This window comes from Blautia sp. JLR.GB0024 (genome assembly GCF_037000545.1).
Classification (GTDB): Bacteria; Bacillota; Clostridia; order Lachnospirales; family Lachnospiraceae; genus Blautia; species Blautia celeris.
In genome coordinates, this window is sequence record NZ_JBANBF010000001.1 from 235,310 (window position 1) to 259,126 (window position 23,817).

A 23,817-nucleotide genomic window follows, 5' to 3' on the forward strand; every position below is an offset into this window, starting at 1 on the left:
TTTTATTCGTCATAATATAAGACAGGATAGCAGCTGGGAGTTACGGAACAGCTGCGGTTAATAAAGACAAGCAGTCTGGGAGGAATACCATGCAGTTAAAAAAGAAAACATTTACAGGAACAACTTCAAATGAAGTGACAGCCAGAGAGACAGAAAACAGAAAAATTGCCCGTCAGGCAGCAGCAGAGGGGTTTGTACTTTTAAAAAATGAGGACCATATTCTGCCCATCAAAAATGGTGCAAAGCTTGGACTTTACGGTGCCGGTGCAGTAAAGACCATCAAAGGCGGCACAGGCTCCGGCGATGTCAATGAAAGAGAATGCATCAATATCTGCCAGGGATTGAAAAACGCGGGATATGAGATCACAAGTGACGCCTGGCTGGAGGCTTACGCATCTCTCTATGAGGAGACACGGCTTAAATGGCGGGATGAGATATTGGGAAAACTGCCGGTATATAACAACAATTTCTTTGAGGCATATTCTACAACCCCGTTTTTCATGCCCTGCGGAAATCCCGTTGATGTGGAAAAGGCTGCTCTGGATGGTGCAGATACAGCCATTTATGTACTGAGCCGTATAGCGGGAGAAAATGCGGACCGTCATGACACGGAAGGTGATTATTATATTTCCGCGGAGGAAAAAGCGCTGATCGCTCAGTTATCAAAGGCTTATGATTCCCTTGTTCTGGTGATCAATACAGGAGGTCTTGTAGACCTGGCGTTTGCAGAGGAGTTTGACAATATTAAAGCTGTGCTGCAGTTTGTGCAGGCAGGGCAGGAGGGCGGCAATGCCTTTGCGGACGTGATATCCGGCAAAGTGACACCAAGCGGCAAACTGGCGGATACCTGGGCCCTTGATTATAAAGACTATCCGAGCAGTGATACGTTCAGCTTTAAAAACGGGGATGTGAATACAGAAAAATACCAGGAAGGCATTTATGTGGGATATCGGTATTTTGATACCTTTGACGTGCCTGTGCGTTATCCGTTCGGTTATGGTCTGTCTTATACGGATTTCTCAGTCAGCGCAAAAGGGATTGAGGCTGTGAATACAGAGAGCGGAAAACCGGAAATCGCGGTAACGGTGGAGGTGACCAACACAGGTGATACATACTGCGGCAAAGAAGTAGTGCAGATCTATGTCTCCTGCCCTCAGGGAAAACTGGCTAAAGAATACCGCCGTCTTGCCGGATTTGCCAAAACAGAGGAATTAAAGCCGCAGGAGTCCTGCAGTATGACCATTACATTCCCGGTATACCAGCTTGCCTCTTTCGATGAGGAGAAGGCAGCCTGGATTCTGGAGGGAGGCACTTATGGTATCTGGGTGGGCAGCTCCATTCAGGATGCAGAGCCTGCAGGAAGTCTGTGTCTGGACAAAGATGCCGTTCTGGTACAGTGTGAACATATCTGCCCGCTGAAAGAGGAGCTGAAGGAGCTGACACCGGACCATGGCAGGATGATGGAGAAAGAAGCTGCCTGGCTGGAAAAAACAGCAGGGCTTCCCTGTGTACATATGAGCGCAGAGAATATAGGAAAAGAAATCGTGGTTTACTCAGAACTGCCGGAACATTTTACCGGCAGGGCGGGTGAGATTGTGGAGTCCCTGTCCCGGGAGCAGCTTGTGCTGATGGCGACCGGAGACCCGGGAAAAGGCCAGGATGCTGTACTCGGTTCAGCAGGGATCACTGTGCCGGGAGCTGCGGCTGAGACCTCCTCCGCTGCGTCCGGGGAACCCTGGAATCTGCCGTCCATGGCTCTGGCAGACGGCCCTGCAGGGCTGCGCCTGAACCAGAAATATCAGGTGGTTGACGGAGAGATTGTACCTGAGAATTTCATGAACTCTATAGAAAAAGGATTTTTCGCAGAGTCGGTAAAAGAGGAAGGAACCTCCTATTATCAGTTCTGTACTGCGATTCCGGTGGGAACACTCTTAGCCCAGACTTGGAATGCCGAACTTGTAAAAGAAGTGGGAGAGATGATAGGAAAGGAGATGGAACTTTTCCAGGTGACTTTATGGCTTGCACCGGGCATGAATATTCACAGGAACCCTCTCTGCGGAAGAAACTTTGAGTATTATTCCGAGGACCCTCTGCTGTCAGGTATCATGGCTTCTGCCATGACTCTGGGTGTGCAGAAGGTACCGGGATGCGGAACCACCATCAAACATTTTGCCTGCAATAATCAGGAGGATAACCGTATGGGTTCCGACTCCGTACTCTCCGAGCGCGCGCTGCGCGAAATCTATCTGAAAGGATTTGAGATCGCAGTGAAAAATTCCCAGCCCATGTCCATTATGACCTCTTATAATATGATCAATGGCGTGCATGCTGCCAACTGCTACGACATTTGCACCAGGGCAGCCAGAGATGAATGGGGATTTGCAGGCGCCATCATGACAGACTGGACCACAACCTTTGCGTCTCCCAGAGGCGAGTGTACAGCGGCAGGCTGTATGCGTGCGGGCAATGATATGGTAATGCCGGGCATCCCCCAGGATCATGAGAACATCCGTCAGGAGCTGTCAGAGGGAACGCTTAGCATACAGGAGCTGAGACGCTGCATCTGTAATACCGTAAATCTGATTCTGCAGTCCAACCGTTATGAGGATGCAGTCAGCTATCTGGAGCAATTTACAGGGCTGGATTCATATCTGAAGGTGGAAAAGTAAAAAAATAAAATAAATTTCATATTTTTGAAAGGATTCCTCCGGTCCAATCGTTTTATTAGTATAAAGAGGAGTTTCCGGGCGTTCTGCCGGGAAGAAACCGCTGAAAATAAAAGGATGAAGAATCGGAGGAATAAAAAGATGAAGTTTGATAAAAGAAAAGTTTTAGCTGCCGCGGCAGCAGGTGTGCTCCTGGTTGGGACAATGAGTACCGTTGTGATGGCAGGAGGAAAAGGGGATCACAACCGCCTGTGGTGCCGGGATAGTGTGTGCAGGGAACATGGAGCAGACTGCTCATATCCGGAAACCTGTGCAGGAACAGATTGTCAGAAGAGGGAAGACTGTGAACATGGAGCAGGTTGTCAGAACCCGGGCAACTGCGTCTATGGTACTTCCGGACAGAGCCGGGATACTGTCATAAACGGAACAGGCAGCCGGGACCGTACAGGTGTTGTAAATGAAGCGGACAGCCAGAATCGTGCAGACACTGGGAATAAAGCAGGCAATCAGAGCGGTAAAGGCACTGCAAATGAAGCGGGCAGCCAGAAACGTACAGGTACTGCGAATGAAACTGACAGCCAAAACCAGTTCGTCACTGTGAGCTATGAGGACAGTGTGAAACAGACATCTGCCGGGAATAATCCAGACAGTCAGGCAGATGCCGCAGACAGTCAAAACCAGACAGATTCTGCGTATCATGCAGACGGTCAAAACCAGGCTAATACTGTCATCACCGACAGCATAAATAGAACCGACTGTCAGAATCCGGAAATCTGCATGAATGGAACCGACTGCCGGAACCAGGGAGTCTGCATGAACAATGAAGACTGTCAAATCCAGGAGAAGTGTGAGTACGGCGCCAACTGCCAGATTCATGAAGCCTGCAGGAACAGCGCAGCCTGTCAGAATTCGGAAGAGTGTGAGTACGGCGCCAACTGCCAGATCCATGAAGCCTGCAGGAACAGCGCGGCCTGTCAGAATCCGGAAGATTCTGTGAACGGCACAGACACTTTCGGGGGCCATGGGAAACATCACGGCAGCAGTCATGGAAATCATCACGGAAAATAAGACAGCATCAAGGAAAAGAAGACAGATAGTATCATATAAAGCCGAAAGGATTTCATTCACATGATGACAAAATGGGACATCAATGTAATAGTGGAAGAATACGCAGATACCATAACCCGTATCTGCTATTCTTATGGAAAGAATTATGATGACACCCAGGACATTATGCAGAACGTCTTTTTGAAGCTGATGCGCGCCAATCCGGAATTTGACTCTAAGGAACATGAAAAAGCCTGGATCATCCGGGTGACGATCAATGAGTGCAAGGATTTCCTGAAGAATATTTTCCGCAGGCATACTTCCCTGGAGGAAGCACAGGAAATTCCCATAGAGGAGAAGGAGGATTTATCTTACATACGGGAGGCAGTCCTGAAACTGCCGGACAAATACAAATCCGTTATTTATCTCTTCTATTACGAGGGATACACAGCAGTGGAAATAGCGGGAATCCTGCATAAAAAAGAGAATACCGTTTATACCTGGATGAACCGTGCCAGACAGATGCTGAAGGATATGGTAGGAGGTGACGTGGAGTGAGCAGAAAAATCAGAGATGCATTTGATTCTGTAAAAGCAGATGAGCAGATGAAGGAAAAAACAAAGGAAACCCTGATCGCCCAACTGGATTCCTGTTCAAAACGCCGCTTTTACCAAAGACCGGTATTTTACCGGACACTGGCAGGGGCTTTGCTGCTGGTACTGGTGTTTGCGGGGAGTATGAGGGCTTATGAGATAAAAGCCGAGGCAGCATATATCACTATGGAAGGCCCGGTTGAGATCGGTCTGTCCGTAAACGGCAAAGAAACGGTGATTTCAGCGGAGGGTCTGAACGAAGACGGAGAGAGCATAATCTCCCAGGTGGATGTGACGGGAATGCATTACCAGGAAGCGCTGCAGGCCATTATGGAGACAGATTCCTATCAGGAGTGCCAGGGGGATAAGGCGAATGTGAAGGTTTCCTGCCATGATGACGAGCAGGAGGCAGATATGCAGCAGAGCGCCAATGAGGCCTGCCACTCATACGGTCAGCAGTACCGTGAACATCACAGCCGGGAACATGACACGGAGACAGAAGGCCACAGAGAAAAACACAGCGGCCAGGGCAATGGAAAACACGATGAGAAATCCAGGGGTGACCAGTCGGAAGAGAGTCAGGAAAATCAGCAGAGCAGTCATTCTTCCGGCGACTCAGACTATGAAAATACAGAACACGGGCATAGAAACGGGCATCACGGAGAATAAACACAGCATGACAGGACATAAAAACATCACCACAAAAAACGGCATCAGCCATTACGGCTATGCCGTTTTTTCGTCCATTTCCTTCTGCCTTCTGGCATCGGCAGCAAGTTTCTCATGTTCACACCCCTGTAATTGTGGTAAAATAGAGAAAAACCAAAGGAATGGAGGCATAATTATATGCTTATAGAAAATGGTGGTCAGACATTACGGGACTTTACAGAAAAAAATTACAAAGAAACCGTTTCTGAAGTGACAAAAGGGGTGTGGTTCGTATCAGGCTTCGGGCACAGCAACGCTGTCTTTGTTGAGGGGGCTGCCGGCGTTATTTTAATTGACACTCTGGACACCCTGGAGCGCGGGCAAAGATTGTCAGAAATCATTGAAAAGAATACAGGCAAAAAAGTAAAAACCATTCTTTATACACACGGACATCCCGATCACCGGGGCGGCGCAGGGGCATTTCAGGAAAGCGCGGAGGAAATCATAGCCTTTGAACCTGTAACTGCTGTATTGGAAAAAACGGAACTTCTGCAGGATATTCAGAATCTGCGGGGAAAACGGCAGTTTGGATATTCTCTCACAGACGAGGAAGCCATCTCTCAGGGAATCGGACCGCGGGAGGGCGTGGTCTACGGGGAACACAGGGCTTTTGTCCCACCGACCAGGGTGTGTCAGCAGGAGCGCATTGTCAGAGAAATTGACGGGGTACAGGTCGAGATGGTTCGTCTTCCGGGTGAGGCGGAAGAACAGATCATGATATGGTTCCCTGAAAAGGAAGTGCTGTGCTGCGGCGACAATTATTTTGGCTGTTTTCCAAATTTATACGCGATTCGCGGCGGACAGTACCGCAATCTCGCAACGTGGATCCACAGTCTTGATGTGCTCATGTCTTACCCTGCAGAATATCTTCTGCCGGGCCATACAGCGCTGATATCCGGCAATGAAAAAATCCGGGAAGTGCTGGGGAATTTTAAAAATTCTATTGACTATATTCTCACCAAAACATTAGAGGGAATGAATGCAGGCAAAAGCCCGGAAGAACTGGCTTCTGAAATCCGACTGCCCGGGGAATATGCAAATCTTCCGTATTTGGCGGAGCATTATGGATGTGTGGAGTGGACGGTACGAGAGATTTATTCGGCATATTTAGGATGGTTTGACGGAAATCCGACGAATCTCCATCCCCTTGCCCCGAAAGCGCATTCCGAAAAAATGCTGGATCTGATAGGCGGCAAAACGAAAACTTTTGAGGCGGCCAAAAAGGCACTAAAGGAAAAAGAGTACCAGTGGTGCCTGGAGCTCTGTGATCTGCTGCTGGCTGCGGAACCTGACAGCAAAGTGCTGCAGTTAAAAGCCGCAGCTCTGGAAAAAACGGCAGAATACGAAACAAGCGCAAATGGGCGCCATTATTATATGGAATGCGCAAAAGAACTGCTCCGTGCAAACGGAGATATCCAAGGATAAAAATTATATTTCCCCCTTTTAAATTTATTGAAAAACATTATTGACTCTCACGTTCCGTGATAGTGTAAGATGAAATTATCATAGAAAAGAAATATGATACAGAGCTGCAAAAAACACATGGACAGAAGGGAGTGGAATCATATTAAGACAGTAAAACAGGTTTCTGAGCTAACAGGAATCAGCGTAAGGACATTACAGTATTACGACGAGATAGGGCTTCTGGCACCAACGAAGCTGACGGATTCCGGCTACCGCTTATACGATGACGCTGCACTTGGAACCTTGCAGCAGATACTGTTTTTCAAGGAGCTGGATTTCTCTTTAAAAGAAATCAAAGCAATTATCGAAAATCCGGCCTTTGACAAAACAGAGGCGTATAAGCAGCAGAAACAACTATTGGAGACAAAGAGAAAACGGCTGGACAAAATGATTCGTCTGTTGGGAAAATTAGAAAAGGGGGAAACGTGTATGAGTTTTGAAGAATTTGATACAAAAGAATATTTTGACATGCTGTCCGAATTCCGGAAGGAGCATGAGGATGCTGTCATAAAAAGCTTTGGAAGCATGGAGGCATTTGATGACTGGGTGAGTAAGTGGAAAGGAAAAGAGTCCTTCCTGGTTGACGCTGCCAAGAAAAATTATGACAGTATGGAAGATTTTATATCAGCCATGAGAAAGAACCTGGAACATATGCCCGAATTGATGAAAAAAGGACAGAAACTCAAAGAGGACGGCGGACTGCAGCGGAACAAGGAGCTTACAGAGGCTCTGGTATCCGATCTGACAAGAGACCCGGGCTCGGAGGAAGTGCAGGCGATCATAAAGGAATGTGTGGAGATCACGGAAAAACTGTACGAAGGAATGGAAATGGGCAAAAACTTCTGGGAAAACATGATTGACGGCTATCTGCATGAAAAACTTTTGATTGATACTATGGATAAAAACTATGGCAAAGGGGCCTCTGAATTTATAGGAAGAGCCTACCAGTATTTTATTCAGAACAGAAAAGCATAGGGGACAGTATCAGGGGGAAGTCCGGTAAACCGGGCTTCCCCTTAAATGTTATTCCACATCAGGCACTTTCTGCGCGGACATGATATTCCGTTTGAATTCAATGTAAGTTGCGATAAAGTAAATTATATACACACCGCCGAACAGCAGTAGTGCAAGCCCGAAGTAAGACCAGGACGGTGCCTGCACACCGGAGTATTTGACGAAATTATGGCTGATAAAGCCCACAATGCCTCCGCTGAGCAGTACCGCTCCTGCAAAGGGGCAGATATAGTAAATGACAAGCTGCCGGAAAATTATCTGGTTCAGTTCCTTTGTCCGCATGCCCAGTTTGCCGAGAAGCTGATAGCGGTATTTGTATTTTCCGGAATCTGAGAGCTGCTGGACTGCCAGCACTGTGAGCGCCACACAGAGGAACACAAGCCCTACATAGATCAGCGGAAAGATCAGGGTGGAGAGCAGAAATTTCATTTCCCTTGCATCGTTTTCTTTCAGAAATACCAGCTTATCAGACACATAGATGGCATCTGATCCGGTTCCCCGGTCCAGGCTGTCCATATAGTTATCCAGCTCTTCATAGGAATCATTTTTCATGTTGATGCCCCACATGGACAGCACCTGGTCGTAGAAATCATCCGGAAGGCTGCCTTTTATACTGGCTGCCATGAGGGAGTAGTAAGGCGTCATGGAGGCCGCCGTTTCATCCGGGACGACCAGTATATAATCAGCACCGTTGTGTCCGCTTTGCTCAAAGGTATCGGTATAGATTCCGGCACAGACATAGTCCTGCCCCTGAATGTGCAAAGGGTTTTCGGAGAACGGCAGCAATGTTTTTTTCAGCCTCTTTTTTGTCTGTATCAGATACTGGTCCTGCTGAAGGCTGACCGGCTCCAGATGCAGCATCTGCCGCAGGTGGGTGTAATCGCTTAAACGCATATAAGTGTCGTATTTAAAACAGGAGTAATAGTAAGTGTCGTTCTCAGAAAGCGCTTCCGTAAGATAACGATTGCAGGAATTGGTATGATCCTGATAAATCTCATAGGCCAGAAAATCTGTGATTTTCGCGTACTTTTCCGTCAGCGCTTTCTCTTCGGCAAAATCATAATCGGTATGTTCGTTGTATATGCAAACGTCAAAGGGATATTTTTCCTGCACCTGTGTGTTTTGAAACTGGTTCAGCATCAGGGCATCCGATACCCCCACCAGGGCCACCATAAAAAGAATCGTGAGTGTGCCCAGCGTAAACTGCATGGTTTTTACTTTTGAGGCAAGCTGCCTGAGAAGGAATATATTGGCTCCGTTATATACGCCGGCTCTTCCTTTCCGGATGTAGCTGATAAGAAAAGCGGAGAGCCCCATGTACAGAAAATAGACGGAGACAATGAGTGCCGCGATCATGGGATATACATTCCATTGATTAAAATGCCCAAAGTACAGCATCCAGCCAAACAATAGAATCGTGAATAGGGAGACAAAAAACATCCACTGTTTTCCCGATTTATTTCCGTTTTTCAATTCCTCATTCTGGCGGTCCAGGTACATCATCTCACGGATATTCATTTTCTTAAACCGCCGGTTGCTCCGGAACATTGCCAGTACATAGGAGCCGAAGAAAATCCCTGCGGTCATAAAAAAAGTCGCTACGTTCCATTGGATATGGATCGTATAGTCAGCCTGCACAATGGCATAGATCAGGGTTGTGATAACCTGCTGCAGAAAGAGGCCGGGAAGCAGGCCGATGAAGAAAGCAGCCAGGCCCAGAAGCAGCATTTCTTTTAAAAACAGCCTTGCGATCTGCTTTTTGTGAAATCCGAGAAGCAGATAGGTAGCAAATTCCCTGCTTCGCTTTTCCGCCATGAATTTCATCATATAGTGCACCAGCCATATCATGATCAGCACGATAAAGAAGGTGGCCAGACCCAGCATGGCGCCCATCATTCCCGCCTCGGCGCATAGCTTTTTTACATCCTCTGAGAAGATCATGGAGTCAAAGGAGAACATCAGGGCAGCAGTGAATACCATGGTCAGAAGATAGATGAGATAGTCTCGGAAGGAGCGTTTGGCATTGCGAAGAGCCAGCTTATTCAGCATCCCCATCACCTCCTGTCAGGGAGAGCACATCCAGGATCTCATCCAGGAATTCCTTCCTGCTTCTGGAGCCCTTCTGCAGTTCATGAAAGATTTTTCCGTCCTTTAAAAATAAGATGCGCTTGCAGTAACTGGCAGAAAAAGCGTCGTGGGTGACCATTAAAATGGTGGCATTCATCTGCTCGTTCATATGGGTAAAAGTCTCCAGCAGCATCCGGGCAGATTTGGAATCCAGAGCGCCTGTAGGCTCATCCGCGAAAACAATTTTCGGATGGTTGATTAGTGCCCTGGCACAGGCACAGCGCTGCTTTTGTCCGCCGGATACCTGGTAGGGGAATTTGTCGCAAAGGGGCAGGATATCCAGGCGCTCCATGATTTTTTTCGTCCGTTCCTGGATCTCCTTTTTGCTTTTCTTTGTCAGTGACATGGCAAGGGAAATATTCTCCTGAATGGTCAGCGTGTCGAGCAGGTTGAAGTCCTGGAAGACAAATCCCAGATTGTTTTTCCTGAAATCAGCCATTTTATCCTCGCTGAGCCTTGTGATGTCCTCGGGACCGTAATAGATATGGCCTGAGGTAACCATATCCACAGTTGCCAGCAGATTTAAAAGTGTTGTTTTGCCGCTTCCGCTGGCTCCCATGATACCGGTGAACTCCCCCTTGCTGACAGTAAAAGAGATGCGGTCCACAGCTTTTGTGAGATTGTTTTTACTTCCGTAATATTTTTCTATATCCTCCACACGGATTAATTCTTCCATCTTGTTATCCTTCCTTTCCGGCTGTTGTACAGGGGAGTTCCCTGTTCTTGGTTCTATGATACCGGAAAGCGTCTGTGTTTCATATCAATGTAGTCTGCAGTAACCTTACAATTTTGAAAGATTGGCGTTACTGTTCACGGCCAATGTTCCGCGAGGGGTTTTCCCCAAGGGGATGCTGCGCGATGCGAAGCAAAATCCCGAGTTGGCCAGCGCCAAAATGCAATTTATTGCATTTTGTACCCTAAAGGGCAGAACTGTGCATCGCGAAGCGTGTTACTGGGCACGCAGTGAACAGTAACAGATTGGCTCAGGCTTCTGCATTTTGTCCGTCTCTGGAGAAATGACTGCTGCCGTCAGGAAAATGCAGCAGTATTTTTGTGTATTTTCCTTCCTCAGAACGGGCTTCTATGGAGATTCCCAGTTTTCTGCAGAGCTTTCGGCACAGATACAGTCCGATCCCTGTGGACTGCCGGTTATGTCTGCCATTGGTTCCGGTAAATCCCTTGTCAAAAATGCGCCCGATCTCACTGTCCTGAATGCCGATACCGTTATCTGAAACGATAAGTGCAGTGCTGTTATTTTCCCGGAGAGTATCAATGGTTATGCGCAGGCTTTCCTCTTTTTTATACTTGACGGCATTGAGAAATATCTGGTTTAAAATAAATTCCAGCCATTTATCATCGCAGTATACCATTTCCTCACAGCCGTGAAGCTCTACCTGCGCCTGATTCTGTATCAAATAAGGGCGGATGCGCTGGATGGCAGTCAGAACCGCGTCTTTCAGCACGATCCGGTGTATGAAGTAGTCCTGATACACCGTGTCAGATCTGGCATAGAAAAGTGCCTTTTCCACATCATTTTCCAGCTCTGAGAGCTGGGCTTTGATCTTTCTCGTCTCTGCTGTTTTGTTGTTGTCACAGATGAGGTTCATGGAGGTGATGGGAAGTTTTACTTCGTGTATCCAGTTCTCTATAAAGTCTTTATACTCTGTGCGCTCGGATTCCAGATGATGGACTGTGTCGATGACGGATTTGTTGGAGCTTCTGAGGATCCTTTTATAGAGCCGGTCCTCCAGGCGGAAGGAATCCGGCATGATCTCTGATATGAGATAGGGCTTGTCCAGCGAGTCTGATATGTGGAACAGCTCTTTAAAGTACCGGCTTCTTCTGTACCAGTCAACGGTGAACCAGACAGCCAGAAGAAAGAGCCAGGCCAGATAAAAAAGCAGAAGCTGGTTCTTTTTCATACCGCAGGTGTACAGGTAGATAAAACTGCCTGTCATGCACAGTATCTGCATCAGTATGGTCAGTATTTTGTCTTTGATATATTCCGGAAAATTCATATGCGGTACCCCTGTCCTCTCCTTGTTTCAATCAGATTTTCCACGCCGATCCTGCGCAGCTTGCCGCGGATACGGGTGATGTTCACACTCAGTGTATTGTCATCAATGAATATCTGATTATCCCACAGATCGTCTATAATGTCTTCCCTGGATACGATTTCACCGCACCTGGAAAAGAGATTCCAGCAGATGCGCAGCTCGTTTCTGGTAAGCTCCACTGTCTTATCCCCGCAGGCCAGGGTGCTGTTCAGAAGATTGAGCCGGCATCCGCGGCAGGTCAGGATACAGGCATCCGTGGCTGTGTTTTCCCTTCCCGAGCGTTTCAGCACCGCGGCTATTCTGGCAAGCAGAATGGGGGCCACGTAGGGCTTTGTGATGTAGTCATCGCCACCCATCATGATGCCGTTCAATTCATCCATGGAGGAGCCCCGGCTGGTCACAAAGATGACAGGCGTGTCTTTTGTTTTGCGGATCTCCCTGCACAGAGACAGACCGTCAACTCCCGGAAGCTGGATGTCCAGCAGGATCAGATCAGGGGAGAGCGCGTCCACCTGAGCGGGAATATGGGTAAAATCCTCTATGACATCTGTCTGATACAATGCGTTTTCCAGCATCAGCTTCAGTTCACTGCGGATATCCGTATCATCTTCAATAATTAATATATGGTACAAATTCAGGCCTCCTGCGGTTTTTCTTATATTATAGTATTCCCGGCGGCGGTTTGCAATGAAAAGGAAAATTCATTGCGTTAATTGACAAAAACGAGTATAATTTTAAATTAAGAGAAAAAATGGAAAAAGGAGAGCATTATCATGGACTTACTGCTGGTCAGACACGGGGAACCGGATTATTCTGACGTTGATAAGAGAGGTTATGCAGGGCACGGCCGTGATCTGGCAAAACTGACAGAGAAGGGTGTGCAGCAGGCAGAACAGGCGGCTGGGGACAAAAGACTTCCGGGTGCGGATCTGATTCTCTCTTCCCCCTATACCAGAGCGCTTCAAACCGCCTCTGTCATATCCCGGGTTACCGGTATTCCCCTGACCGTGGAAACAGACCTGCACGAATGGATGCCTGATTTGACCTTTACATACACGGGGCCGGAGGAAATCCCGGCTATTCTTAAGGAGATGGAACGGTATGAAGGAGAGTGGTGCAGCGAATGTAAATACCACTGGGAAAGTCTTTCAAAGGTTGGAGAAAGGGCCTTTTTGGCAGTGAAAAAATACATGCACTGTAAAAAGATAATTGTGGTTTCCCATGAGACGGTCATACAGCGATTTATAGAGAGGAAATCTGTAGCCAGCGGCTCTGTGATACAGATGGACTTTCAGCAGGAAAGCAGGTGGCTGGGATTTTACCGTTAAAGCGTGTAAAAGAAAACAACAGCCCAAAAATTGAGGAGAATATGGTTCACTATGAAGTGTAATGACACACACGGATGCATGGACAGAAGAGGGATGGAGACAGTGAAATGACAGGAATACGCAGGACAGAAAACACGAACTTACATATCAAGGTAAATAAAACATTTTATTACAGCTTTTTTTCTATATACGCGGCACTGGTGCTGCAGAACGTTATCACGCTCAGCGTAAATCTGGCGGATAATATGATGCTGGGAGCTTACAGTGAAACATCACTGGCAGGCGTGGCAGCGGTCAATCAGATCCAGTTTGTATTTCAGCAGATCCTTATGGCACTGGGAGACGGGCTTGTGATCTTCTGCAGCCAGTATTGGGGGAAAAAGCAGACGGAACCCATGAAAAAGATTGCAGCCACAGCTATGCATGCAGGGCTTGTGGTGGCGCTCCTTTTGTTTGTGCTGGTCAGTCTGTTTCCCTTCCAGGCAGTGGGTGTTTTTACCACTGACAGACACATCATCGAGGAGGGTGTGCAGTATCTGAATATCATACGGTTCACGTATCTGTTTTTTGCGGTTACCCAGCTTTTGCTGGCAGCGCTGAGAAGTGTGGAGGTGGTAAAGATTGCGTTTGGCCTCTCCATTATGACATTTTTTATCAACTGCGGAATCAATTATGTCCTCATATACGGACACTTCGGCGCACCGGAAATGGGAACCGCAGGCGCAGCGGTGGGAACGCTGACAGCCAGAATCGCAGAGTGCGCTGTGCTGATCCTATACATAGCAAAAAAGGAAAAGAACCTGAATCTCAGATTAAAAGATTATCTGTCATTCGACAAAGTTCTGTGCAGGGACTACTTTAAGATCACAGCACCCATGGTGGTGGTACAGAGCCTCTGGGGTGTCAATACTGCTCTGCAGACAGTGATCCTGGGGCATATGACATCCGCGGCGATTGCCGCCAACAGCGCGGCGTCCACACTGTTTTTGATGGTGAAATCCACAGCAGTGGGAGCAGCCTCCACGGCATCGATCATCATAGGAAAGACCATCGGAACAGGAGACATAGCGCTGACGAAGGTGTACGCAAAGGTGATGCAGAGAATGTTCCTGGTGATTGGAATCTTATCGGGAATCCTTTTATTCTTTATCCGCATTCCAATTCTGAATCTTTATGATCTGTCGTCTGCAACTAAAGATATGGCCAACACATTCCTGATCATTTTGAGTGTAGTCTGTGTGGGCATGTCCTACCAGATGCCCACCAACAACGGGATCATCCGGGGCGGCGGCAATGCTATGTTTGTAGTGAAAATGGACCTGATCAGTATCTGGGGCATTGTCATACCTCTGTCATTTTTTATGGCGTTTGTTATGAAAGCATCCCCGGCAGTTGTGGTTTGCTGCCTGAACGCGGACCAGATATTCAAATGTGTACCGGCGTTTCTGGAATCCCATTATGGGAACTGGATACGGAAGCTGACAAGGGAGGAGAACACATGAAATTTCAACCAAACAGTACCTTTTTGTTTACCCTGGCAGGACTGGTGATCCTGTTCGTTATTGCCCAGTCCATATTTTTCCTGGTGCGGGCTTACAGGCGGGGAAAAAGCCTGGGAATCGAGACAGCGCAGATGAAGAAGACCATTCTGTCCACCGCAGTATTTACCTTGGCCCCGGCTGTGTCCATACTGCTGGGCGTCATCACACTGTCTAAGTTTTTGGGGCTGCCTCTGCCGTGGCTGAGGCTCAGTGTCATCGGAGCCATTACATATGAACTTCCGGCAGCCACGTCCACAGCCAATGCCCTGCATATCTCCCTGTCGGAGACCGTGACAGACCCGAAAGTCTATACAGCCATCTGCTGGGTCATGACACTCGGCATCTTTCCGGGGCTTATCTGGGTGCCCCTCTTTATCAAAAAGATTCAGGGAGGCCTGCTGAAGATCAAGAATAAGGATAGCAAATGGGGCGATATTTTTATGACAGCCATGTTTTTGGGCATGATATCCGCATTTCTGGGAATGGTGTTCTCTGATATCCGCAATGGACTGAAGGGCTGGATCCCAATCTTTGTCCTGCTGTTTTCCGCTCTTCTTATGGGTATCTGCGGGATTCTCATAAAAAAGTGCGGCTGGAAATGGCTGGAGAATTATGCGCTTCCTGTCAGTATGCTGGGAGCTATGATCTTTGCGGCGGTTATCACACCCATGATAGGAGGTTGACAGGATGAAGAAAAACGGCAGAACATATGAAGACATGACACACATTTACGGGCGCATCTGGATTCTCTGCGCGCTGGGCATGATTTTCGCCTATCCCATTGTCACCTGTATCTATTATCAGGCGTGGCCGGGCTGGAAACCGGTACTCAAAGGACTTCTGGGTGTGGCGCCTATTTTTTGGACGGTTGGCCTGATCGAGGTGGTGACCTTTGTTCCCATGCTGGGGACAGCCGGGTCTTATCTGGCCTTTGTCACCGGTAATCTGACCAACCTGAAAGTTCCGGCAGCCCTCACCGCCATGGAGAATGCAAAGGTAAAACCGGGAACAGAGAAGGGAGAGGTGATTTCCACCATAGCGGTTGCCACCTCCTCCATTGTCACCACCATAGTCATTGCCCTGGGCGTGGCGCTTCTTGTACCGCTGACCCCAATACTGAATAATCCGGCAGTAAAGCCTGCCTTTGACAATATACTTCCGTCCTTATTCGGCGGTCTGGCGGTGGTGTATGTGAGTAAAAACTGGAAGATTTCCGTGGCGCCGCTGCTTTTTATGGTCATACTGTTTCTTCTGGTACCGTCCCTTTCCGGGTCTGTGGGCGTGCTGGTACCTGTTGGGGCGCTGATCGCCATTGGCTCGGCAAGATTTTTATATAAGAATGGAAAGTTATAGGAGGGATTTGAAATGCTGCAGATGATATTGTGGATTCTATTAGCGGCAGTCATTGCATTTTTGGCTGTTATCTTAGTGCGGGCGGCGATGTTCAAGCCAAAGCCGGGGCCAAAGCCCTCCGGGGAGCAGGTCACAGTAGATGAAGAAAAGACGGTACAGGACATGGCAGAGATGATACGCTGCAAAACCGTATCGTATAATGACGAAAGTCTCATAGACAAGGCTGAATTTAAAAAATTCCAGGAACTGCTTCCGAAGATCTATCCTGAGATCCACAGCCGTCTGACCCGCCAGTTTATCGGGGTTAACGGCATGCTGTATCACTGGAAAGGAAAAGAGGAGGGGCGCCCGGTTGTCCTTATGTCCCATTATGATGTGGTGCCTGTGGAGGAATCACAGTGGGAGAAGCCGGCGTTTGCGGGCATTGTGGAGAATGGTGTGCTCTGGGGCAGGGGAACACTGGATACCAAAGGAACCCTCTGCGGAATCATGGAGGCTGCGGAGCAGCTTCTGAAAGAGGGATTTGTGCCGGAACATGACATTTACTTTGCCTTTTCCGGACAGGAAGAGATCAATGGGCCGAGCTGTCCGTCCATTGTGGACTGGTTTGAACAAAACGGCATTTCCCCGGCTATGGTAGTAGACGAGGGCGGCGCCGTGGTGGAAAATGTATTTCCCGGCGTTTCACGGGAATGTGCCCTCATCGGTATCGCTGAGAAGGGTCTTACAAACATTGAATTCCACGCAAAAAGTAACGGCGGCCATGCCTCCATGCCTCCGGTCCATACCATTGTGGGAGAGCTTGCCAAGGCTGTGACAGAGGTGGAAAACCATCCCTTCCCCCGCCAGCTCACCAAACCCGTGAGGGAAATGCTGGACATACTGGGGCGTCACTCCGGTTTTCTGTATAGAGTGATCTTTGCAAATCTCTGGTGCTTTGAGGGGCTGTTTGACAAGGTGTGCAAAAAGTCCGGCGGTGAGCTGAATGCCATGATGCGGACCACCTGTGCCATGACAAAAATGGAGGGCGGAAAGGCCTACAATGTGATTCCGCCCATGGCCTCTGTGGGTATGAACCTGAGGCTGATTGGCAGAGATACCGTGGAGTCTGCCAGGGATTATCTGTCCCGCACCATACAGAATCCGGATATAGAAGTGCGTGTGGTGGAGGGAAGAAATCCTTCCGCAGAGTCGGATACTTCCTGCAGGGAATGGGAACTTTTATCCCAGGCAGTATGCGATACCTGGACGGAGGCACTGGTTTCCCCGTATCTCATGATGGCATGCAGCGATTCCTGGCATTACTGCAGGATCACGGACAGGGTGTACAAATTTTCTGCGATGAAGCTGTCTAAAGAGGAGCGAGGTATGATTCATGGAAATAATGAAAGAGTTCCCGTGAAAACCCTGGTAAAGACCGTTGAGTTTTATATTCGCCTTATGAAGCGCTGTTAGAAGAACGGCGGAGTATGGGCACTATTGGTGAAAGAAAAAGCTGCCGTGAATGGATGGAATCTTCCATTTGCAGCAGCTTTTTTATCCCCGTTTTCGATCATGAACCGGGAAATAAATATCAATCTCAGCATTTTCATCTTCCGGTCCTGTAAACCGTTCTGTATAACATTCAAAATCATCCCGGGCGGCAAGCTCAAACCCGCTTTTGGGAAACCAGACACCCCAGATATAATGATAGGTTCTAAGCAGAGTATCCACAGTTCCTTTATGCGTGAACTTTGCGTATGTGCCCCCGCAGAGCTTTTTCTTTTTCATATGGTCGGGCACAGGATACGCATCCGGAATTTCAACCCCCACAAAGGCGGAAGTTTTGCTGTCTATGTGAAATCCGTCAGAAGAGCAGGTTTCCCCTGCCTCGTATACGCCAAACCGTCTGTTTGAGAGAAGCGAGGCGGGAATCTGTCGGTTAAACTGCTCCCACATGGCAATTGATTCATTGCCGCTGACCGTTGTATTGAACCGAAATCCCATAATATTTATGGCAGGCATGGAGACAAATTCCGGGGTTAATCCGGCATGGGTGACAATGGTCTCATCAGGGAGCCGCGCTGACTGGCGGTTTCCGATCAGAACATCAATTCCATGTTTTCTGTATTCGGAGGGTGTCATGGAATACCTGTCTTTAAACGCCCGGGTAAAGCTCTCTGCTGATTCAAAATAAAGAGAAAGTCCGATGTCAATAATCTTTTTATCGCTGTGGGTCAAGTCCCACGCAGCCTGCGTCAGGCGTCTGCTTCGTATATAACTTCCGATGGTTTCCCCCATGACAGCGCTGAAATAGCGGTGGAAGTGATAATAAGAGTAGGAGACCGCTTCTGCGGCGTCACGTGCCGTAATCGTTTCATACAAATGATTCTCAATGAATACAATAGCCTGTCCGATGATTTGATGGTCGTTCACAGTCTCCTCCCTCCTTTTATGGTTCGATCAAAGTATATTATAGAATTCCGGGCCTGCTTTTTCCTGAGGCAGCAGTGCCGGTATTTCCCCGGCATCCAGCATGCCGACGGAAAATGTCTGCCATGTATTTACCTGCGGTGAGCCGAATGTCATCTCTATGGTCTTATCTGTCACATCAAATACCATGGAGCGCAGTGTTCCGAAAAATTCTTTATAGTAGTGGCAGCAGAGGCCTTCAGGATAGGGAGCGGACAACAGATGTTTCATGTCTTCCTTGGAAATGCACCTGTCCTGTTCAAAGAGTTTTTCTATATTGCGGTTACGGATCAGGGAATTTTCGATAACCATTTTTTCGTAGGGCTTGATTTCCTCAAACAGGGTGTGGTTTGTGGACGTGAGATATGTTTTTTCACTGCTGCTGTCCAGGATTTCATATGCCTTGTGGCCATCTATGCATTGTAATAATGCTATTCTATCATAGCTGTCAGCCAACATCAAATTGATATTAAAACCAATAGGGGCATCCATGGTCCACCGGATTGCTTCCTCCACGGTTCTGCAGTTTTCCAGAATACTGCGCACAACGATCCAGAGCTGGAATCCCGTTACCCCTGCCTTTTGTGCACCCTCAAAATTACCGACGGGAAGTCCGTTTCCCGCCTGGCACACTGCGAGGCCATGCTCATTTATTCCGTCACCTCTGCCGAACAGATGCAGAGTGGAGCCGATATAGCGGTATTTTCCCTTGATATCAGTATAGGCAAAGCACATCTCCTCCATTTCATCGTGGAAGTCATAATTTCTGGCCATCATGGTGTGGCGGTTTTCTGTTTTGGATGGAAGGGCTGCCATCAGGCTGCATCCGCGTTCCAGATAGGTCATTGCGTAGAAGAGGATCTGTTCCGCATGAACGCCGACGGTGTCTGAAAAGCCCAGAATCTCCTCGTTGATACCGGGACAGTATTCATCCAGCAGAGCGGTGATCTGCGCAAATTTATCATGGGGATAGGTATCGGGCGGCAGCAAGGCCCTCTGCAGCAGAACCGGCGCAGATAGTATCCAGTTTCCAATCTGTGTTCCCACTTCATAGCTTGTGCCTGTAAAATTTTTCAGATATACGTGTGTTTTTTCCATATTTCACATCATTCCTTTCTGTTATAAAAAGATTATAATTTGAAAGAAAGAGAGAAACTTGATATTTTTTGCTGTCCGGCAGATCAGTCTGTTTGGTGCGCGTGGTAACTTGGTACCCGTATAGGGCAACTGGGGCCCCATGCTATTGCGCATTTAAACAGAGTCTGTTAAGGTTTAGGCAGAAGGGAAAGGAGATGGCTGCGTGAAGATAACCGTGCACACGGACACAGATGAAAAAGAGACTCACATCCACGTAACATGCCCGGAAATGACACCGGAGATCGAAAGAATACTCTCCATGCTGCATATGCTGAACAAACAGCTTGCCGGGTATAAAGCAGGGGAGATGTATCTCATCGAGGCAGTGGATGTGCTGTATATTGATACCGCGGATAAAAAAACATTTCTCTATACAAAAAGTGAGGTGTATGAGACGGATCTGAAGCTTTATGAGCTGGAGGAACAACTGGAGGACGCTGATTTTTTCAGGGCAAACAAGTCCTGCATCATTAATTTCCGGCACATTGCTTCTCTGAAGTCAGAGCTGAACCGGCGTCTTCTTGTGACTATGACAAACGGGGAAAAACTGATTGTATCCAGACAATATGCAGAGTATATGAAAGAAAAACTGGGGGTTCGGTAGAGTATGGAAAGAGAGAAAACGATATTTGATTTTTTGGGAAATGTGTTTTGTATTTACGGGATCACTGCCACTATACTGATTCTGATCGCCTTTTTTTTCGGCGAAACGGCAAAGGAAATTTCCGGCATATTCAGGCTTGGAAGGCAGGGGATTCCTCTGGAGGTCATGGCGGAGTTTTTGCTGACTTCTTTTCTGGTGACCTGTATGCAGTACCTGTTCTTCTCGGAAAAGTTGTTCAAACGCTTGTCAGGGACCGGGCGGACCGTATGTATGCTGCTGTCCATTCTGACGATCACCTGTATGGCAATCTGGGGATTCGGCTGGTTTCCCGTAAATATGTGGGAACCGTGGGTATGTTTCATTGTCTGCTTTGCCATCAGTGTTGCTGTGAGCATAGGTGTTATGCGCCTGAAAATGAAGGCTGAGGACCGGAAACTGGAAGAGGGTCTGAACCGCATGAAGAAAAAATGGGAAGGGGAAGAGAAATAAAATGGATTGTGAAAACAGTATAAAAATAATGGAAATCACCCAAAGGTTCGGAGACAAAACAGTTCTGGAGGACATCAGCCTGACACTGAAAAAAGGTGAAATCTTCGGCCTGCTTGGCCCGTCCGGAGCCGGGAAAACAACACTGATCAAGATACTTACGGGACAGCTTGTACAGACAGGAGGAAGGGCGGAAGTATTGGGAACGGATACCAGAAAACTTACCAGCAGTATTTACACAAAGATGGGCATGGTGCTGGATAACACCGGACTGTATGACCGTCTGAGCTGCCGTGATAATCTGGCATTATTCGCGGAAATCTACAGGATACCAAAGGCAAAAATACGGGAAATCCTAAGCGCTGTGGGACTTTTGGAGGCAGAGAAGCGTCCGGTCAGCAAGCTTTCCAAGGGAATGCGGCAGCGCCTGGTCATGGCAAGAGCCCTGATGCACAGCCCGGAAATCCTTTTTCTGGATGAACCCGGCAGTGCGCTGGACCCCTCCACAGTAAGCGAGATCCATAACCTGATCCGTCAGGAGCAGGCAAAAGGAGCCACAGTCTTTCTCACCACCCACAATATGGAGGAGGCAGAAAAATTATGTGACCATGTTGCGCTCTTAAACCAGGGGAAAATCGTGGAATACGGAAAACCGGAGGAAATCTGCAGGAAATATAATGAGCAGAACCGGGTCAGGATTCTGCTGAAGGACGGCCGGGAGATCGATCTTCGAAACAGCAGGGAATCTGCAGGAAAGATTCAGGAGCTTTTTGCATCGGAACAGGTGGAGAGTATCCACTCTACAGAGCCAAATCTGGAAACGGTATTTCTGGAATTGACCGGAAGGAGGTTTGAGTAGCATGGATGGAAGAAAGATATATGCAGTATGGAAAAAACAGGTAAAAGATACCCTGAAAAATAAAGTGATACTGATTCAGTTTGTTATGTTCCCGCTGCTGACGGCTGTGATGCAGAATACCATAGATATGCAGGGAATGCAGGATAATTTCTTTGTGATTTTATTTGCCACCATGTATATCGGCATGGCTCCCCTCACCTCCATGGCGGCAATTATATCAGAGGAAAAAGAATGCAACACTTTGCGCGTACTGCTTATGTCCAATGTAAAGGCAGGGGAATATCTGCTCGGAACAGGCGGTTATGTGTTCATGATATGCACCATTGGCGCACTGTTTTTCGGGATCATGGGAAATTTCAGGGGAGAGGAACTGGCCGGTTTTGTGCTTGCCATGTGTGTGGGAATCGTGCTCTCCCTGCTTCTGGGAGCAGCGATCGGGGTGAGGAGCAGAGGGCAGATGGCTGCCACTTCCATAGCAGTTCCTGTCATGATGGTGCTCTCGTTTCTACCCATGCTGGCGGCCTTCAATGAGAAAATTGCAAAGGTGTCAAAGTACATCTTTTCCCAGCAGGTCAGCAAAATCATGGAGGGGATTGGAACCCATGGAGCAGGTACTGAGAGTATGGTGATTATAGGAATCAATTTCTTTGCTGTTGTTTTGTTTTTTACGTTTTGTTACAGGAGATATGGTTTGGAATAAGTGTTGTGATCACAGAAGAGACTCTCCGGGCAGGATGTGCACTTCACACAGCCGGAAGATGGCTGCATGCAGTTCCGCGTCAGTAAAATGAGGAAGGCCGGGATGGGTTTTGTTTGAGGAGGAGAAGGTATGAAGCTGAATATGACCATAATTTCCGATTATCTGGACAGTCAGGACATAAAAAGAAAGCAGACGAACCGCCCCTTTTCTTTTTACCTGGAAAGCGTGGAGGTCTGCACAGGAGAAAGGTTCCAGGAATCCTGTCTTTACATTGCAGATGCAGAAGATCTTCCGGATGTTCCGGAGGCAGAAAACAGTATATCACTGATCTGTATAGGAAAACTGCCGGAAATTTACAGGCAGATACCCTGCGAATACCTCTGTGTGGAAGAGGGGACAGATATCACCGGACTGTTCCAGAAAGCAGCAGAAATCTTCCGGCGGTTTCAGGACATTGAGGTGAGGATTCTGAGATGTCTTGTGGACCATGCACCCATGAATGAGATAGGGAGGATTCTCTTTGAGGTATTGGAAAATCCCGTCTCTTTCGCGACCCCTGTATTCCGGATCATGATGTACGTGCCGGGAAAGAAAAACCATGATAAGAACTTTTCCCTGGCTGAGAATGCTTATCTTCCGGAAGATGAATACATGGTTGTTGTCTCTGACCCGGAGTACAAGGAGACGTTAAAGACAAAAATTCCCGGTATCTTTTCAGAGAAAATGTACGGGTTTCGGAAAATCTACTATAACATTTTTCACCGTCAGGAATATCTGGGAAGGCTTGTGGCAGATGAAGTTTACCGCCCCTGCAGGGAAAGTGATCTGTCATTTCTGATGCTCATATCCGATTATGTGAAGATGGCGTATCTGGACATCTGTCCCGTCAATCTGGGAGAGACAAAGGAGTTTGACCACATGGTGAAGGCGCTTACCGTTTCGGAACGGCCTTATCTGGACGTCTATGATTCCATACTCCGGTCTTACGGATGGGAAAAGTCAGATACATATCTCTATGTCTATCTGTCCAGTTTTTCAGAGAATAACCGGCATTCCAGGCTGGCGGAACACATGTTGTATCTGCACCGGATCCTGGACAGTAATTATACGTTTGTCCATGGAAATCATATTCATCTCATTCTGCGCTATCCATCCAGGAAAAATAAGAAAATATATGAAATACTGGAGAGCTTTGCCGGCCGTCATGACTTTTATATAGGATGCAGCGGCTGGTTTTCTGATTTCGAAAAAGTAGGCATGTATTACCATCAGGCAGTTATCGCTTTTGAAACAGGCAATCAGACGGACAGCACTGAAAGAGTGTATCTGTTTGAAAAATATATTCTGGAATATATGGTAAGGACAGCCTGCCTGAAACATAACAAAGAGTTTTATATTGCCCCGCCCCTGGCTGCACTGATGGATTACGACAAAAAGCATGGGACAGAGCTGCTGTATACCCTGAAAATATGTTTGGAGAACAGCGGCAGGGCAGTCATTGCCCAGGAAATCCTTCACGTGCACCGGACCACCTATCTGTACAGGATAAAAAGGATTGAGGAGATCACCGGCTGGCAGTTAAGCGATTATCGGACAAGACTGTATCTCATGCTTGTCTTTGAGATGATAGATACATGAGGGCCTGCCGGTTCCTACAAAATAGAGTAAAGAACCGGAAAAGC

General features: G+C 47.8%; 22 protein-coding genes. 16 read left to right on the top strand and 6 right to left on the bottom strand.

All coding sequences use genetic code 11. From position 1 onward, the window contains the following. The first annotated feature begins 89 nt into the window (after positions 1–89). The 6 genes from V8Q34_RS01035 (at position 90) to V8Q34_RS01060 (ending at position 7,453) form a co-directional block, all read left to right on the top strand. On the top strand, positions 90–2,669 hold the full coding sequence (locus tag V8Q34_RS01035) for a glycoside hydrolase family 3 protein (protein ID WP_335834602.1): 2,580 nt from the start codon (positions 90–92) through the stop codon (positions 2,667–2,669). A gap of 138 nt (positions 2,670–2,807) precedes the next feature. Further along, positions 2,808–3,734 (top strand): hypothetical protein, encoded by a 927-nt coding sequence (locus V8Q34_RS01040; protein WP_335834603.1) that lies wholly within the window; start codon positions 2,808–2,810, stop codon positions 3,732–3,734. A gap of 60 nt (positions 3,735–3,794) precedes the next feature. After that, positions 3,795–4,271 carry an RNA polymerase sigma factor gene (locus V8Q34_RS01045; protein ID WP_054351069.1) on the top strand — a complete coding sequence of 159 codons (477 nt, stop codon included), beginning with the start codon at positions 3,795–3,797 and terminating at the stop codon, positions 4,269–4,271. Then, a complete protein-coding gene (locus V8Q34_RS01050) occupies positions 4,268–4,975 on the top strand; it encodes an anti-sigma-I factor RsgI family protein (RefSeq protein ID WP_227211145.1) in 708 nt (235 codons plus the stop codon). Before V8Q34_RS01045 ends, V8Q34_RS01050 begins: the two co-directional genes overlap by 4 nt. 177 nt (positions 4,976–5,152) lie before the next feature. Next, positions 5,153–6,439: an alkyl/aryl-sulfatase gene (locus tag V8Q34_RS01055; RefSeq protein ID WP_033140542.1), complete on the top strand. Its 1,287-nt coding sequence runs from the start codon at positions 5,153–5,155 to the stop codon at positions 6,437–6,439. A gap of 117 nt (positions 6,440–6,556) precedes the next feature. Further along, positions 6,557–7,453, top strand: coding sequence for a MerR family transcriptional regulator (locus V8Q34_RS01060; protein WP_305144590.1), 897 nt, complete (start codon positions 6,557–6,559; stop codon positions 7,451–7,453). A gap of 48 nt (positions 7,454–7,501) precedes the next feature. Here V8Q34_RS01060 and V8Q34_RS01065 read toward each other — a convergent pair whose 3' ends face one another. The 4 genes from V8Q34_RS01065 to V8Q34_RS01080 form a co-directional block, all read right to left on the bottom strand. Beyond that, positions 7,502–9,541, bottom strand: coding sequence for an ABC transporter permease (locus V8Q34_RS01065; RefSeq protein WP_335834607.1), 2,040 nt, complete (start codon positions 9,539–9,541; stop codon positions 7,502–7,504). Beyond that, positions 9,531–10,295 (bottom strand): ABC transporter ATP-binding protein, encoded by a 765-nt coding sequence (locus tag V8Q34_RS01070; protein ID WP_033140540.1) that lies wholly within the window; start codon positions 10,293–10,295, stop codon positions 9,531–9,533. Before V8Q34_RS01070 ends, V8Q34_RS01065 begins: the two co-directional genes overlap by 11 nt. Positions 10,296–10,602: 307 nt before the next feature. Beyond that, complete coding sequence (locus V8Q34_RS01075) at positions 10,603–11,637, bottom strand: sensor histidine kinase (RefSeq protein ID WP_335834608.1); 1,035 nt, start codon at positions 11,635–11,637, stop codon at positions 10,603–10,605. Further along, positions 11,634–12,308, bottom strand: coding sequence for a response regulator transcription factor (locus V8Q34_RS01080; protein WP_335834610.1), 675 nt, complete (start codon positions 12,306–12,308; stop codon positions 11,634–11,636). The genes V8Q34_RS01075 and V8Q34_RS01080 overlap by 4 nt, the downstream gene beginning before the upstream one ends. Before the next feature lie 141 nt (positions 12,309–12,449). Between V8Q34_RS01080 and V8Q34_RS01085 the strand changes: the two genes are divergently transcribed. The 5 genes from V8Q34_RS01085 (at position 12,450) to V8Q34_RS01105 (ending at position 17,353) form a co-directional block, all read left to right on the top strand. Then, positions 12,450–13,004, top strand: a complete 555-nt coding sequence (locus V8Q34_RS01085; protein ID WP_052099300.1) for a histidine phosphatase family protein — start codon at positions 12,450–12,452, stop codon at positions 13,002–13,004. 107 nt (positions 13,005–13,111) lie between these two features. After that, positions 13,112–14,506, top strand: a complete 1,395-nt coding sequence (locus V8Q34_RS01090) for an MATE family efflux transporter (RefSeq protein WP_103731702.1) — start codon at positions 13,112–13,114, stop codon at positions 14,504–14,506. Next, complete coding sequence (locus V8Q34_RS01095) at positions 14,503–15,228, top strand: DUF5058 family protein (protein WP_033140537.1); 726 nt, start codon at positions 14,503–14,505, stop codon at positions 15,226–15,228. Before V8Q34_RS01090 ends, V8Q34_RS01095 begins: the two co-directional genes overlap by 4 nt. 4 nt (positions 15,229–15,232) lie before the next feature. Continuing rightward, positions 15,233–15,898, top strand: a complete 666-nt coding sequence (locus tag V8Q34_RS01100) for a hypothetical protein (RefSeq protein WP_103731703.1) — start codon at positions 15,233–15,235, stop codon at positions 15,896–15,898. Positions 15,899–15,910: 12 nt separating this feature from the next. Continuing rightward, positions 15,911–17,353: a M20/M25/M40 family metallo-hydrolase gene (locus V8Q34_RS01105; RefSeq protein WP_227211146.1), complete on the top strand. Its 1,443-nt coding sequence runs from the start codon at positions 15,911–15,913 to the stop codon at positions 17,351–17,353. A gap of 81 nt (positions 17,354–17,434) precedes the next feature. On the opposite strand, the gene V8Q34_RS01110 is transcribed toward V8Q34_RS01105, so the two are convergent. Both V8Q34_RS01110 and V8Q34_RS01115 read right to left on the bottom strand, forming a co-directional pair. After that, entirely contained in the window at positions 17,435–18,313 is an 879-nt protein-coding gene (locus V8Q34_RS01110; RefSeq protein ID WP_227211148.1) for a GyrI-like domain-containing protein, read from the bottom strand. Between the two features lie 27 nt (positions 18,314–18,340). Further along, the gene (locus V8Q34_RS01115) at positions 18,341–19,447 is read right to left on the bottom strand and encodes a C45 family peptidase (protein WP_335834614.1); all 1,107 of its coding nucleotides are present in this window, start codon (positions 19,445–19,447) and stop codon (positions 18,341–18,343) included. A 202-nt stretch (positions 19,448–19,649) separates the two neighbouring features. Here V8Q34_RS01115 and V8Q34_RS01120 point away from each other — a divergent pair, with 202 nt between their 5' ends. From V8Q34_RS01120 to V8Q34_RS01140, 5 genes are all read left to right on the top strand, one after another. Continuing rightward, on the top strand, positions 19,650–20,090 hold the full coding sequence (locus V8Q34_RS01120) for a LytTR family DNA-binding domain-containing protein (RefSeq protein WP_103731706.1): 441 nt from the start codon (positions 19,650–19,652) through the stop codon (positions 20,088–20,090). A 3-nt stretch (positions 20,091–20,093) separates the two neighbouring features. Continuing rightward, positions 20,094–20,579 (top strand): hypothetical protein, encoded by a 486-nt coding sequence (locus V8Q34_RS01125; RefSeq protein WP_148391611.1) that lies wholly within the window; start codon positions 20,094–20,096, stop codon positions 20,577–20,579. 1 nt (position 20,580) lies between these two features. Further along, entirely contained in the window at positions 20,581–21,435 is an 855-nt protein-coding gene (locus V8Q34_RS01130) for an ABC transporter ATP-binding protein (protein WP_227211152.1), read from the top strand. Between the two features lies 1 nt (position 21,436). Further along, positions 21,437–22,135, top strand: a complete 699-nt coding sequence (locus V8Q34_RS01135; protein WP_033140530.1) for an ABC transporter permease — start codon at positions 21,437–21,439, stop codon at positions 22,133–22,135. A 129-nt stretch (positions 22,136–22,264) separates the two neighbouring features. Further along, positions 22,265–23,773, top strand: a complete 1,509-nt coding sequence (locus V8Q34_RS01140; RefSeq protein ID WP_335834617.1) for a helix-turn-helix domain-containing protein — start codon at positions 22,265–22,267, stop codon at positions 23,771–23,773. The last annotated feature ends 44 nt before the right edge of the window (positions 23,774–23,817 follow it).

Coding starts and splice junctions, on each gene's coding strand:
- V8Q34_RS01140 (WP_335834617.1), top strand. CDS start 22,265: ATGAAGCTGAATATGACCATAATTTCCGATTATCTGGACAGTCAGGAC.
- V8Q34_RS01075 (WP_335834608.1), bottom strand. CDS start 11,637: ATGAATTTTCCGGAATATATCAAAGACAAAATACTGACCATACTGATG.
- V8Q34_RS01060 (WP_305144590.1), top strand. CDS start 6,557: ATGGACAGAAGGGAGTGGAATCATATTAAGACAGTAAAACAGGTTTCT.
- V8Q34_RS01045 (WP_054351069.1), top strand. CDS start 3,795: ATGATGACAAAATGGGACATCAATGTAATAGTGGAAGAATACGCAGAT.
- V8Q34_RS01095 (WP_033140537.1), top strand. CDS start 14,503: ATGAAATTTCAACCAAACAGTACCTTTTTGTTTACCCTGGCAGGACTG.
- V8Q34_RS01065 (WP_335834607.1), bottom strand. CDS start 9,541: ATGCTGAATAAGCTGGCTCTTCGCAATGCCAAACGCTCCTTCCGAGAC.
- V8Q34_RS01100 (WP_103731703.1), top strand. CDS start 15,233: ATGAAGAAAAACGGCAGAACATATGAAGACATGACACACATTTACGGG.
- V8Q34_RS01090 (WP_103731702.1), top strand. CDS start 13,112: ATGACAGGAATACGCAGGACAGAAAACACGAACTTACATATCAAGGTA.
- V8Q34_RS01040 (WP_335834603.1), top strand. CDS start 2,808: ATGAAGTTTGATAAAAGAAAAGTTTTAGCTGCCGCGGCAGCAGGTGTG.
- V8Q34_RS01135 (WP_033140530.1), top strand. CDS start 21,437: ATGGATGGAAGAAAGATATATGCAGTATGGAAAAAACAGGTAAAAGAT.
- V8Q34_RS01055 (WP_033140542.1), top strand. CDS start 5,153: ATGCTTATAGAAAATGGTGGTCAGACATTACGGGACTTTACAGAAAAA.
- V8Q34_RS01070 (WP_033140540.1), bottom strand. CDS start 10,295: ATGGAAGAATTAATCCGTGTGGAGGATATAGAAAAATATTACGGAAGT.
- V8Q34_RS01125 (WP_148391611.1), top strand. CDS start 20,094: ATGGAAAGAGAGAAAACGATATTTGATTTTTTGGGAAATGTGTTTTGT.
- V8Q34_RS01085 (WP_052099300.1), top strand. CDS start 12,450: ATGGACTTACTGCTGGTCAGACACGGGGAACCGGATTATTCTGACGTT.
- V8Q34_RS01115 (WP_335834614.1), bottom strand. CDS start 19,447: ATGGAAAAAACACACGTATATCTGAAAAATTTTACAGGCACAAGCTAT.
- V8Q34_RS01105 (WP_227211146.1), top strand. CDS start 15,911: ATGCTGCAGATGATATTGTGGATTCTATTAGCGGCAGTCATTGCATTT.
- V8Q34_RS01035 (WP_335834602.1), top strand. CDS start 90: ATGCAGTTAAAAAAGAAAACATTTACAGGAACAACTTCAAATGAAGTG.
- V8Q34_RS01130 (WP_227211152.1), top strand. CDS start 20,581: ATGGATTGTGAAAACAGTATAAAAATAATGGAAATCACCCAAAGGTTC.